This is a genomic window from Rhodanobacter caeni (assembly GCF_039523575.1).
Classification (GTDB): Bacteria; Pseudomonadota; Gammaproteobacteria; order Xanthomonadales; family Rhodanobacteraceae; genus Rhodanobacter; species Rhodanobacter caeni.
The window spans coordinates 275,842-287,602 of record NZ_BAAAFO010000002.1; the positions used below are offsets into that span (position 1 = coordinate 275,842).

Here is an 11,761-nt window from a genome sequence, read left to right on the forward strand (position 1 = left end):
CCATGACGACGTTCGAACAACCCCTGCATATCGACGCGGCGCATCCGGCGCTGCCTGGCCACTTTCCGGGCCAGCCGCTGGTGCCCGGCGTGGTGATGCTGGAGCAGGTGGCGCTGGCCTTGCGCGCCTGGCGCGACCAGCGGCTGGCGCGGGTGGTGGAGGCGAAATTCCTGGCGCCGCTGCGCCCCGACGAGACCGCGGTGGTGCGGCTTGCCGCGGCCGAGGCGCGGGTACGTTTCGAGATTCGCCGTGACGACGCCGTGCTGGCACGCGGCATCGTCGAGGGCGCGCCATGAGCGCCACGGAAAACTGGCAGAGCCGCCCCGAGGGTGGCGGCCGTTTCGCGCTGTGGCTGATCCGCAACATCGCCCTGTACGGCGGTCGCCGCCTGGGCCGCCTGTGCCTGTATCCGATCACGCTCTACTTCTACCTGCGCCGGGCGCCGGAGCGGCGGGCGTCGCAGCAGTACCTGCAGCGCGCGTTCGGCCGGCCGGCCACGCCGTGGCAGGTGATGAGGCACATCCATTGTTTCGCCGCCACGATCCTGGACCGCATCTTTCTGCTGGCGCATGGGGAGCGACCGTTCCGGATCGAGGCGGTGGGGCTGGAGCTGCTGGAGCAGCACGTGGCGCTGGGGCGCGGCGTGTTGCTGTTCGGTTCGCACCAGGGCAGTTTCGAAGCCTTGCGTGCGATCGGCGGACGCCGGCCGGAGCTGCCGCTGCGCGTGGTGCTGGACAAGCAGAAAACCCCCGCGATGACCGAGCTGCTGGAAGCGCTGGCGCCGGAGATCGGCGCCTGCGTGATCGATGCGGCCAAGGACGGCACCAGCATCGCGCTGGCGATGGCCGAAGCGTGCCGGCAGGGCGCGGTGGTGGCGATGCTGGCCGACCGCGGCCGCGGCCACGAGGTGCTGCGCCGCGCGCCGTTCCTGGGTTCGACCGCGCCGTTTCCGGTCAGCCCGTGGCTGCTGGCGCATACGCTGCAGGCGCCGGTGGTACTGTGCTTCGGCATCTACCTTGGCGGCAACCGCTACCGGCTGACGTTCGAGCCGTTCGCCGACCGGGTCGAGATTCCCCGACAGAACCGCGGGCCGGCGCTTGATGCGCTGATCGCCCGCTACGCACAGCGGGTGGAACACTACATCCATGTCGCTCCCTACAACTGGTTCAATTTCTATGATTTCTGGCAAGACGCTCCTGCTGTGGTCGAGCATGTGCCTGTGGTCGGTGAACATATCGGCGTCTGAAGCAGCGACGCCGGCGCCAGCCTCCCCGTCCACCCTGGCGCTGATTGCCGCGCTGGGGCAGCCCGCGCCGGCGCACACCGCCTTTGCCGAGGCGCGCTTCATGCAGGTGCTGGAGCGCCCGCTGGTGGTATCCGGCGAACTGGCCTGGCTGGGCGGCGACAAGCTGCAGCGGCGCGTGGACAAACCCCGGGCCGAAACCTTCACCATCGCCGACGGCGAGGTGACGCAGGAACGCGCCGGCCGGAAGCCGCGCCACTTTTCGCTGAGCCGCGCGCCGCAACTGCAGGTGCTGCTGGACAGCTTCGTGGCCCTGCTCAGCGGCGATCCGGCGCACCTGCAGCAAGTGTTCGCGATCAGCCACAGCGGCGACGCCGCCGCGCACTGGACGCTGAAGCTGGTGCCGCGCGACGCCAAGGTCGCGCGCACCATCGCCGCCATCACCATCGACGGCTACGCGACCGAATCGCGCTGCATGCAAATGCACGAGGCCGATGGCGACCTGGCGGTCGACCTGCTGGGCCCGCTGGCGGCGAAGATGCCGGCGCAACCGACCCGCGATGCGCTGTTGGCACTGTGCCGGGCGGCACCTTGAGCCTGCGCGGGGGCGGGCGCACCGCGCTGCTGGTGCTGTGGTTGCTGGCGCTGGCCGGACTGGGCTGGGTGGTCAGCCAACGCCTGAAGATCAGCACCGACCTGCGCAGCTTCATGCCCGCGCCGACGACGCCGGATCAGCGGTTGCTGATGGAACAGGTGGGCGAGGGCCCAGGCTCGCGGCTGTTGCTGCTGGCGATCTCCGGCGGCTCCGATGCGAAGCTGGCGGCGCTCAGCCAGGGGCTGGTGGCGACGCTGAAAAAGGACCCGCGCTACAGCCAGGTGATCAATGGCAGTTTCGATCCCGGCGCGCTGGACCCCGCGCTGCTGTCGTATCGCTACCTGCTCTCGCCCACGCTGGACACGCAGCCGCTGGACGAGGCGTATCTGGCCGATCAGCTGGAGCAGCGGCTGGACGAGCTGTCCTCGCCCGCCGCCAGCCTGCTGAAGGGCCTGCTGCCGCGCGACCCCACGCTGGAGGTGCTGAAGCTGGCCCAGATGTGGGCGCCGGCGAAGTCGCCGCAGGTGCGTGACGGCGTGTGGTTCTCGGCGCAGGACGAAGCGTTGCTGCTGGTGCAGACGGTGGCCGCCGGCTTCGACCCCGGTGCGCAGCAGCAGGCCATCGAGGGCATCGAGAAGGCGTTCCACGCCTTGCCCGGCAGCGCGGGCGCGACACTCGACCTCAGCGGCCCGGGCTATTTCAGCGTGGTGGTGGGCGCGCAGACGCGGCACCAGGCCGACTGGATCGGGCGCATCTCCACCGTGGGCTTCATCGCCCTGCTGCTGCTGGCGTATCGCAGCATCGGCTCGCTGCTGCTGTCGGCGCTGCCCATTGCCAGCGCGGCGCTGGCCGGCATCGTGGCGCTGACGCTGGCGTTTCCCGACGTGCACGGCATCACCCTGGCATTCGGCTTCACCCTGCTGGGCGTAGCGCAGGAGTATCCGATCCGCGTGCTCAGCCATCGCCGCGCGGGCGAGGATGCGGTGCAGAGCGTGCGCGCGCTGTGGCCGCTGCTGCTGACCGCCATCGCCTCGGCGTGCATCGCCTACCTCGCGTTCTACGCCTCGGGTGTCAACGGCCTGAAGCAGCTGGCGGTGTTCACCATCGTGGGCCTGCTGGTGGCCGGTTTCAGCACCCGCTACCTGCTGCCGCACCTGTTGCCGCGGCGGGTGCGCGACGTGGCCGACATGGGCTGGCTGGTGCGTGCGCGCGAGCTCGTGGATCGCCTGCCGCGGCCGCGCTGGGTGCCGCTGCTGGTGGCCGGGGCGATCGTGGCGATGCTGGCGCTGGCACCGGGCCCGTTCTGGCAGAACAACCTGGCCGCGCTGACGCCGCTGCCGCAAAGCATGCTGCAGCACGACGCGCGCCTGCGCCAGGCGCTGGGCGCGCCGGACGTGCGCTACCTGCTGGTGCTGCAGGCACCGACCGCGCAAGGCGTGCTGGAACTGTCGCAAACGCTGCAGCCGCGCGTCGACGCGCTGGTGGCCAGGCATGCGGTGGACACCCTGGAGCTGCCCTCGCGCTACCTGCCCGCCGTGGCCTTGCAGCGCGAACGGCAACAGAAGTTGCCCGACGCCACCACGCTGCAGCACGACCTCGCCGAAGCGCTCGACGGCCTGCCGTTCCGCGCCGACCTGTTCCAGCCTTTCTTGGACGACGTGCAGACCGCGCGCACGCTGCCGCCGCTGACGCCCGAACGCTACGCGCAGACCCCGTTGGGCCAGCGCCTCGCCGCCATGCTGGTGCCGCGCGACGGGCACTGGCTGGGCCTGGGCACGGTCAGCGGCGTACACGACGTGGCCGCGCTGCAGGCGCTGGGCGAAGGCAGCCACGGCACGGTGCGCCTGCTCGACCTGAAGGCCGCGTCCGAATCGCTGGTGGTCGATTACCGCACGCGCATCCTGCAGGCGCTGCTGGCCGCATCGGTGCTGCTGGTGCTGACCATCAGCTTCGCCCTGCGCAGCGCGCGCCGCGCCTGGCACGTACTGGCGCCGATGACGCTGGCCACCTTCCTGGTGCTGGCGGTGGAGCGCCTGGCCGGGATCGAGATCTCGCTGTTCCACCTGGTGGCGCTTATCCTGGCCGGCGGGCTGGGCCTGCACTACGCGCTGTTTTTCGAGCGCGACACCGGCGACCCGGCCGAACAGCGACGCACGCTGCACGCCACGCTGGTGTGCGTGCTGTCCGCGCTGCTGGTGTTCGGCATGCTGGCCTGGGCCACGATCCCGGTGCTGCGCGCGATCGGGCTCACCGTGAGCCTGGGCGTGGCCTTCCACTTCTGCCTGTCGATCCTGATGGCGCCGCATGCTTCCAAAGACTGACTGGGCCCACCTGATTCCACACGCAGGCACGATGTGCCTGCTCGACGCCGTGCTGGCGTGGGACGCGAAAACCATCCACGCCACCAGCGCCGGCCATGCGCGCGCCGACAACCCGCTGCGCGGCGAGCACGGCCTGCACGCGGTGCACCTGGCCGAATACGGTGCCCAGGCGATGGCCGTGCACGGCGCGCTGCTGGCGCGCGCCGATGGCGTGGAGGAAGTCCGCGCCGGGCGGCTGGTGAGCCTGCGCGACGTGCAGCTGTGTGAGGAATACGTCGACCAACTGGATGGACGTCTGGACGTCCATGCGCAATGCCTCTACAGCGACGACAGCGGCGCGCAATACGCGTTCCGCGTCGAGCATCGCGGCCGTTTGCTGGCGGCGGGCCGCGCGGCGGTGATCTACGCGGCCGGCTGAATTTCGCGCACACAACGCCGCTCGCTCCCTGCGGCGGCCGCGTGCCATCGCAACCGGTCACGCGCCCCTGGATCGACGACTTTTTCGATATGACATACTCGCCGGACGGGCCAGTAGGCCCATCACGGGGGATGTTCAATGCGTCATGTCATTTTTGCGGCGGCCCTGCTGGGCAGCGTCTTTTTTCCCATTGCTGCGCACGCCGCCGAAGGCGCCGCCGACAACACCAGCGCTGCCGTAGCCGTGCCGACCGTGGTGCCTTTCGCGGAAGGTGCGGTGATCGCCGGCGCGGTCAAGCGCGAATGCAAGCTCGGCGAGAAACTGTCGACCTTCATCAAGGAGTCCGGACAGGAACAGGGAATCGCAGTGACGCAGGTGGCGGAGGTCAACGCCAAGGCGCCGGGGCGCACGCTGGTAGTGGAGATCAGCGATTCCATGGCCGGCGGCAACGCCTTCATCGGCCACAACACCTACACGACGGTGAAGGGCAAGTTGTATCAGGACGGTGCGGAGCTGGGCAACTTCGTTGGCCGCCGCAATTCGATGGGTGGCGCATTCGGCGCCTTCAAGGGCAATTGCGCGGTGCTGGGACGCACGGTGCAGGCCCTGGGCAGCGATATCGCCGGCTGGCTGGCCCATCCCGGCAAGGACAGCCAACTGGGCGACCTGAACTAGCCCGTCAGCCGAACAGCGCCGGCAGCGCCCGGTCGCATGGCGGTGGCGTTTCGACGCCACCGCCAACGGCCGCCTGGCGCGCGATGGTTTCGGCCAGGTCTTCCAGTAAACGCACGTTCTGGCGTATCCGCTCACGCACGCCGGCGTCGTCGAGCGTGTCATGCATGCCCGCGTTGAGTGCCACGAACCACGGCAGTTGGCGCTGGTCGAAGATCACCGGCGGATTCTGTGGCGTGGCGGTTTCGTGCCATTGGCGGAAGCACGCCTGCATGCGCTGGTTGAGTTGTTGCGCCAGCGCCAGCTCGGGTGCCAGGTCGGCGAACAGCGCCACGTCGGCCAGGCGCTGCTGGAACACCAGCTGGCACAGCACGCCCCAGTAGAACGCGTGGTCCCAGATGATCTTGGCGGCCATCACCGTGACGTCGCCGAACAGCGGGTACTGGTGGCGGAAGATCTGCAGCATGTTGTCGTAGAACGACTGGTACAGCCGCTCGTAGCTGCGCACGCGCGAGGCCAGCGGCAGGCCGGCGCGGTCGTCGGCGATCAGCTGGCAGATGTAGGTGTTGCCGATGGCGATGAAGTCGCTGCCGGGGGAATAGAACGGGTCGAGGAAGGCGCCGGCTTCGCCGGCCAGCGCCCAGCGGTCGGCGCTGAACAGCTGCGAGCAGCCGTAGGAATAATCGCGCAGGAAGCGGAAATCCAGCAGCTTGCCGGCGCACCGCGCCACCTCGCGCGCCACCGCCGGCTGATGGCGCGCCAGCCATGCCTGGGCGCGCTCGAAGGTGTTGAACTCCTCCAGCGGATGCATCGCCGCGTCGGCCACGATGCCCACCGAATGCGCGCCCGAGGCCAGCGGAATCAGCCACACCCAGTAACCGGGGCCGCACAGGTGGTTGGTGGAGCGCCAACGCTCCGGCGGCGTGCAGCGGCGGCACCAGTCCGCGTCATCGGACCAGTCGTCGGGCTTGAGCCGTTCGTCCACGCGGAACCAGGCGGCGTTGACGTGATGGCCGTTGTCCACCGTGAGATCCAGCCGCCGCCGCAGCAGCCCGGCGCGGCCGGACGCATCCACCAGCCAACGCGCGTGCAGGACGTGGTCGCCATCGGCATCGCTGCAGCGCACGGTGTGGCTGTCGCTGCCCTTGCCCAGGTCGAAGCCGCGCACGCGGGTGCCCTGGCGGAAGTCGATGCCGCGGCGAACGGCTTCCTCGCCCAGGAAATTCTCGAAGATGCCGCGGTCCAGCTGGTAGCTGGGCGCGGGGAACACTTCGCTGACGCCCAGCTCGGCCACGCTGTCGATGGCGTCGCTGCCGTGCGTGAAGAAGTAGCGCAGGCCGAACTTCAGGATGTGTTCGCGCTGCAGGTAATCGCGCAGGCCCAGCGTTTCGCCGAAGTAGTGCGCGCCGATGTCGACGGTGGATTCGCCCACCTTGTGCGCGGCCAGCGGCAGTGGATGGGTGGCGCGCTCCAGCACCACGATGTCGAGCCCGGGCAGGCGGTCGCGAAGTTGCAGCGCCAGGGTCAGACCGGCAAGCCCCCCACCCAGGATGACGACGTCATGCGTGTTTTGGCCGTCCGTGGTGGCAGTCATGTCTAGTCCAGCGGGTGGGCGTGGCGCATGGCGTCGGTGGGCATCACCAGCTGCGGGGCCGCTGGCCGGCGGTCCAGCGCCAGCAGCATCGGCGTGGCCATCATGGTGGTGATGATGGCGATCAGCAGCAGGATCGTGAACAGCTGCGGTCCGATCACGCCGGCATCCAGGCCCACCTTCAGCACGATCAGCTCCATCATGCCGCGGGCGTTCATCAGCGAGCCCACGGCGAACGCGTCGCGCCAGCGATGGCCGCCCAGGCGCGCGCCGACGACACCGCCGAACAGCTTTCCGGATGCCGCCACCAGGAGGATCAGCGCCAGCGCGCCAAACGCCTGCACGTCCAGCGCCGCGGCGGTGGTGCTGAGGCCGGCCAGGGCGAAGAACACCGGCAGCAGGGCCATCACGGTGATGTTCTCCAGCCGCAGGATCAGGCTGGCCAGCAGCGCGTCGTTGCGCGGCAGGGCCACGCCGAACAGGAACGCGCCGAACACCGCGTGCAGGTGCATCCAGTGCGTAAGCGCGCCGCAGGCGAACGTGCCGATCAGCAGCAGGGCCAGCATGTAGCCGTCCGGATGGCCTTGCTGCGCATGGCGCCGCAGCAGCCACGCCAGGCACGGGCGCAGCACGCCCAGGCACAGCAGGATCATCGCGACGACGCCGATCGAGGCGCGCAGGAACGGTGTCCAGTCGCCATGCGACGACGCCAGCGCCATGGCCAGCGCCAGCGCCAGCCAGGCCAGCACATCGGCCACCGCGGCACTGGCCAGAGCCAGCTGCCCAACCGGCGTGCAGGTGCGGCCCGAATCCTTGAGGATGCGCGCCAGGACGGGCATGGCGGTGATGCCGATGGCCGCGGCCAGGAACATCGCGAACGGCCAGAACCCCACCCCGGGCGGCGCGAAGCGTGCCTGCAGGCCGGGCGCGATCAGCAGGCCCAGGCCCATCGGCAGCAGCACCGCCAGCACGCCCACCGCGCCGGCGGTGCGCAGCGAACGGCGCGAACCGGTCGGCAGGCGCAGTTCGGCACCCACGATCAGCATGAACAGCACCAGGCCCAGCTGGCTCAGCGCATCCAGCGCGGGCAGCGTGTCGGCCGCGAACAGCCACTGCTGCCATTGGGGAGCCAGCGCCCCCAGCAGGATCGGCCCCAGCGCCAGGCCAGCCAGCATCTCCCCGATCACCCGCGGCTGCCCGAGCCAGCGCAGCACCCAGGCCAGCGCCCTAGACGCCGTCAATATCACGACCAGCTGCAACAACAACACTGCCTTCTCCCCGGAACCCCTCAAACGACCTCTCGCTGCTCCTGCACGATGGTCGGCGTGCCACGCGAACGCCGATAGCTGGCGATGATATGGCCGTAATGCACCACCCGGCCAATGGTGTAAAGCGTTATACGGACAACGTCGCGTACCGGGCTGAAATGACTGGGCCGGAAGTGGCCATGGTAGCGCGAAGCGATCGGTACCGAGACCACGCCGATGTCCTTCTCGCGCGAGGCCACGATCAGGATGGCCGCCTCGAACACGAAGTGCTCCGCCGGCAGGTCGACCAGCTCCAGTGCCGCGCGCGGATACCAGCGCTGCCCGCTCTGGGTGTCGGCCACCGGCTGCGCGCAGGCCCAGGACACGCCCCAGTCGGCCACGGCATTGGCGCGGCGGCGGCCCTTGGGCTGCTGCTGTTTGTCGAGCAGGCGCGCGCCGATCACGATGTGACCGGGGTAGCGGGCGGCGGCCGCGGCGATGCGCGGGATGTCGCCGGCCAGGTGCTGGCCGTCGCCGTCCATCGTCACCACGGCGTCGTAGCCCTGGCGCAAGGCTTCGCGAAAACCGCGCCGCAGCGCCTCGCCCTTGCCTCGCCGCTGCGCATGCCGCAACAGGGTCACCGGCAGCGCGGCCACGATCTCCGGGGTGCGGTCGTCCGAGCCGTCGTCGATCACGATCACCGGCGCGCCCAGCGCCAGTACCGATTCGACCACCGCCTGGATGGCCGCCTCCTCGTTGAGGCAGGGGATCAGCACGCACCAGCGCGGGGCGCTCAAGCGGCGGTCTCCGCGTCGATCTGCAGGCCCAGGGCATCGCTGGCGGCCAGCTGGCAACGGCCGCCAGCGCGGGCCAGCAAGGCCAGCAAGGGCAGGGCCTCGGCCGAGGCGTTGGCTTCGCGCCAGTCCTCCAGCGGCGGCGCCAGCGGGGTCGGCGCCACGCCGGCATTCAGCTGGATATCAAGCCGCGCCCGCGTCGAGGCGCTCGCCGCGGGAGCCAGCACCAGCGCGCAGGCGAACGGCTGCCGGCAACCGGTCACCTCGCCCAGCGGCCCGCTGCCGGCGGTGTCCATGCATACCAGCAGGACCGGCCGCTGCTCGGCCAGCACCTGGCTGGCCGCTTCCAGCAGGCCGGCGCCGAAACTGGCGCGGTGGCCGCACACGGCGGTGGAGGGTTCGCGGCAGCCCACGGCGATGGTCCAGTAGCCGGCCGGCGCGTTGTGCACCGAGTTGTGGAAGCGGATCGGCGACAGCTCGGTCGGCGAGTGCGCCAGCGTGGCGCACATGTAGTCGGTGATCGACTGGTCGCCGTGCGAGGAGGCGAACACGCAGGCCAGGCCGGCCGCATCGCGCCCGCTCATGGCCACCGCCTGGCCGGCCGCTTCCACCGCCAGCAACACGCCTTCGGGCGCGCGGCGGCGCTCGTTCGGCGGGATCGCCGCCGCGGCCGGTCGCGCCGCCGGCGGCGTGGGCGAGTCGCCATCGAGCAGGCGGCGCAGCGCCTCGAAATCGGCCAGTTGCGGCGACCACAGGCCGATGCCTTCGACGTGGATACGCAGCGCCGTCATGCCGCAAACTCCGCCGCCGCGAACGCCAGGCAGGCATTGTTGCCACCGAAGCCGAACGAATTGCTCAGCGCCACCCGCACCGGCCGGTGCTCGTTGTGCCACGCGAAGCCGGGGCCGCAGGCCGGGTCGGGCGTGTCGCCACCGAGGTTGCCGGGGACCAGGCCATGTTCGATCGCCTGCAGCGCCACGGTTGCTTCCAGGATACCGGCCGCGCCCAGCGTGTGGCCGGTGAAGCCCTTGGTGGAACTGGCCCGCGTGCTGGTTGGAAAAGTACGGTTGACCAGCGCGGCTTCCACCTCGTCATTCTTCTGGCTGGCCGTGCCATGCAGGTTGATGTAGTCGACCTGCGCCGCCTGCAGCCCGGCCCGCGCCAGCGCCGCCTTGAGCGCCAGCCCCGCGCCCAGCCCCTGCGGGTGCGGCGTGGACATGTGGTGCGCGTCGCTGGCCTCGCCGTAGCCCAGCAGCCGCGGCGCGCTGGGCGCCAGCTCCACCCGCTGCAGCAGGGCGAAGCCCGCCGCCTCGCCGATCGAGATGCCGTCGCGCGCCACGTCGAACGGACGGCACGGCTGTGACGACACCAGCTCCAGCGCGTTGAAGCCGAACAGCACGCTGTCGCACAAGGTGTCCACGCCACCCACCACCGCCGCATCGATCAGCCCCAGCGCGATCATCCGCTGCGCGCTGGCGAACACCTTGGCGCTGGAGGAGCAGGCCGTGGACACGGTGAGGCAGGGCCCTTCCAGCCCCAGCGCCGCGGCCACGAACGAGGCCAGCGAATGCGGCGCGTGGATCACCGGCCGCAGCATGTCGTCGGGCAGGCCGCCATCCGGGTCCAGCCGCCGGTAGGCCTCCTCGGTGGCACCGATGCTGGAGGTGGACGTGCCGAGGAACAGCCCGATCCGGGCGGCGCCGTGGCGCTGGCGCGCGACCATCACCTGGTCCAGGAAGCCGTCCTGGTTCAACCCCAGCCAGGCAAGGCGATTGTTGCGGCACTCCCAGCAGGTGTAGTCGGCGGGCAGGGCGGCCTGCTCCAGGCCATCGACCCGGCCGATCCAGCACGCCAGCGGCGCGCTGCTGAAATCGTTGGGACGCAGGCCGCTGCGCATGCTTTCCAGCGTCTCGCGCTGGGCGGCCAGGCCGCAGCCCATGGCGGAAGTGGCGGTGTGCGCGGTCACCGCGAGAGGCATCATCGTCAAGGACATCCACCGAAGCGTAGCGGCCACTCCGGGGCTTGCCTAGTCCGATCGGCGCCTTGGTCGCCACGCTCACAAATGTGATGATTCCCTTCACGAAATTGCGCGACTTCTGGCGTTTGCGCACACGCCTCCCTTTTGCGTCTGCAGCTCTTGTCCTCCCACCTCTCTCCCGCCCAACGACGCCTGCGCTACCTGCGCGACCGCGACGTGCAGTACGCGGCGCTGGTAACGATCCTGGTGGGATTTTTCAGCGCCGGGCTGGTGTGGCTGGGCTACCTGATCCACGTCTGGCGGATCGCCGCGCGCAGCCCGCTGGCGCCGCCGCGGCGGATGACGGTGCTGGTGTTCGGGCAGCGCCTGGGGCGCGACCAGCCGCAGCCCGATTACCGCCACAGGCTGCGGCGGGCGCTGGAACTGCTTCGGCACGAACAGGCCGACCAGCTGTTGCTGCTGGGCGGCCGCAGCGGCGGCAGCTGCAGCGAGGCACAAGCCGGCCTGGCCTGGCTGCGCCAGCAAGGGCTGCCCGCGGCGGCGCCGGTGGAGCTGGAGCAGGACTCGGTCGATTCGCTGGAAAACCTGCGCCACGCGCGCCGCCTGCTGCAGGCGCAATCGTCGGCCGGGGAGCTTCCCGCCGTGGCCCTGGTCACCAGCCGCTACCACCTGGCCCGCTGCCTGCTGCTGGCGCGCCGGCTGGGTTTCAACAGCGTGCCGATCGCCGCCGAGCCCGCCCTGCCGCGCCACCCGCGTTACGCCGGCCTGCTGCTGATGGAGGCCACCTACCTGATGTGGATCGACATCGGCCTGCGCTGGGCGCGCCTCACCGGCCGCCAGCGCATGACCGAGCGCATCAGCTAGCGAAGGCCGGAACGACCCGTAGGGGTGTCGCAAGGCTC

At 70.4% G+C, this 11,761-nt stretch carries 12 protein-coding genes; 7 read left to right on the plus strand and 5 right to left on the minus strand.

What is annotated here, in order from left to right:
* Window positions 1-2: 2 nt before the first annotated feature.
* The 6 genes from ABD017_RS05700 (at window position 3) to ABD017_RS05725 (ending at window position 5,252) form a co-directional block, all read left to right on the plus strand.
* A complete protein-coding gene (locus ABD017_RS05700) occupies window positions 3-296 on the plus strand; it encodes an ApeI family dehydratase (RefSeq protein ID WP_343881076.1) in 294 nt (97 codons plus the stop codon).
* Window positions 293-1,246 carry a lysophospholipid acyltransferase family protein gene (locus ABD017_RS05705; RefSeq protein ID WP_343881078.1) on the plus strand — a complete coding sequence of 318 codons (954 nt, stop codon included), beginning with the start codon at window positions 293-295 and terminating at the stop codon, window positions 1,244-1,246. Before ABD017_RS05700 ends, ABD017_RS05705 begins: the two co-directional genes overlap by 4 nt.
* A complete protein-coding gene (locus ABD017_RS05710; protein ID WP_343881080.1) occupies window positions 1,176-1,838 on the plus strand; it encodes a LolA-related protein in 663 nt (220 codons plus the stop codon). The genes ABD017_RS05705 and ABD017_RS05710 overlap by 71 nt, the downstream gene beginning before the upstream one ends.
* Window positions 1,820-4,159 (plus strand): MMPL family transporter, encoded by a 2,340-nt coding sequence (locus tag ABD017_RS05715; RefSeq protein ID WP_343881082.1) that lies wholly within the window; start codon window positions 1,820-1,822, stop codon window positions 4,157-4,159. The genes ABD017_RS05710 and ABD017_RS05715 overlap by 19 nt, the downstream gene beginning before the upstream one ends.
* Entirely contained in the window at window positions 4,143-4,577 is a 435-nt protein-coding gene (locus ABD017_RS05720; RefSeq protein ID WP_343881084.1) for a hotdog family protein, read from the plus strand. The genes ABD017_RS05715 and ABD017_RS05720 overlap by 17 nt, the downstream gene beginning before the upstream one ends.
* Before the next feature lie 138 nt (window positions 4,578-4,715).
* The gene (locus ABD017_RS05725; RefSeq protein WP_343881086.1) at window positions 4,716-5,252 is read left to right on the plus strand and encodes a hypothetical protein; all 537 of its coding nucleotides are present in this window, start codon (window positions 4,716-4,718) and stop codon (window positions 5,250-5,252) included.
* Window positions 5,253-5,256: 4 nt separating this feature from the next.
* Here ABD017_RS05725 and ABD017_RS05730 read toward each other — a convergent pair whose 3' ends face one another.
* Genes ABD017_RS05730 through ABD017_RS05750 form a run of 5 tightly spaced genes read right to left on the minus strand, consistent with a single transcriptional unit; the run spans window position 5,257 to window position 10,862 of the window.
* Window positions 5,257-6,843 carry an NAD(P)/FAD-dependent oxidoreductase gene (locus ABD017_RS05730; protein ID WP_343881088.1) on the minus strand — a complete coding sequence of 529 codons (1,587 nt, stop codon included), beginning with the start codon at window positions 6,841-6,843 and terminating at the stop codon, window positions 5,257-5,259.
* A 2-nt stretch (window positions 6,844-6,845) separates the two neighbouring features.
* Complete coding sequence (locus ABD017_RS05735) at window positions 6,846-8,108, minus strand: cation:proton antiporter (protein ID WP_343881090.1); 1,263 nt, start codon at window positions 8,106-8,108, stop codon at window positions 6,846-6,848.
* Between the two features lie 20 nt (window positions 8,109-8,128).
* Window positions 8,129-8,884 (minus strand): glycosyltransferase family 2 protein, encoded by a 756-nt coding sequence (locus ABD017_RS05740; protein WP_343881092.1) that lies wholly within the window; start codon window positions 8,882-8,884, stop codon window positions 8,129-8,131.
* Entirely contained in the window at window positions 8,881-9,672 is a 792-nt protein-coding gene (locus ABD017_RS05745) for a beta-ketoacyl synthase chain length factor (protein WP_343881094.1), read from the minus strand. The genes ABD017_RS05740 and ABD017_RS05745 overlap by 4 nt, the downstream gene beginning before the upstream one ends.
* Window positions 9,669-10,862: a beta-ketoacyl-[acyl-carrier-protein] synthase family protein gene (locus ABD017_RS05750; RefSeq protein WP_343881096.1), complete on the minus strand. Its 1,194-nt coding sequence runs from the start codon at window positions 10,860-10,862 to the stop codon at window positions 9,669-9,671. Before ABD017_RS05750 ends, ABD017_RS05745 begins: the two co-directional genes overlap by 4 nt.
* Window positions 10,863-11,003: 141 nt before the next feature.
* On the opposite strand from ABD017_RS05750, the gene ABD017_RS05755 reads away from it, so the two are divergent.
* Entirely contained in the window at window positions 11,004-11,723 is a 720-nt protein-coding gene (locus ABD017_RS05755) for a YdcF family protein (RefSeq protein ID WP_343881098.1), read from the plus strand.
* Window positions 11,724-11,761: the final 38 nt, after the last annotated feature.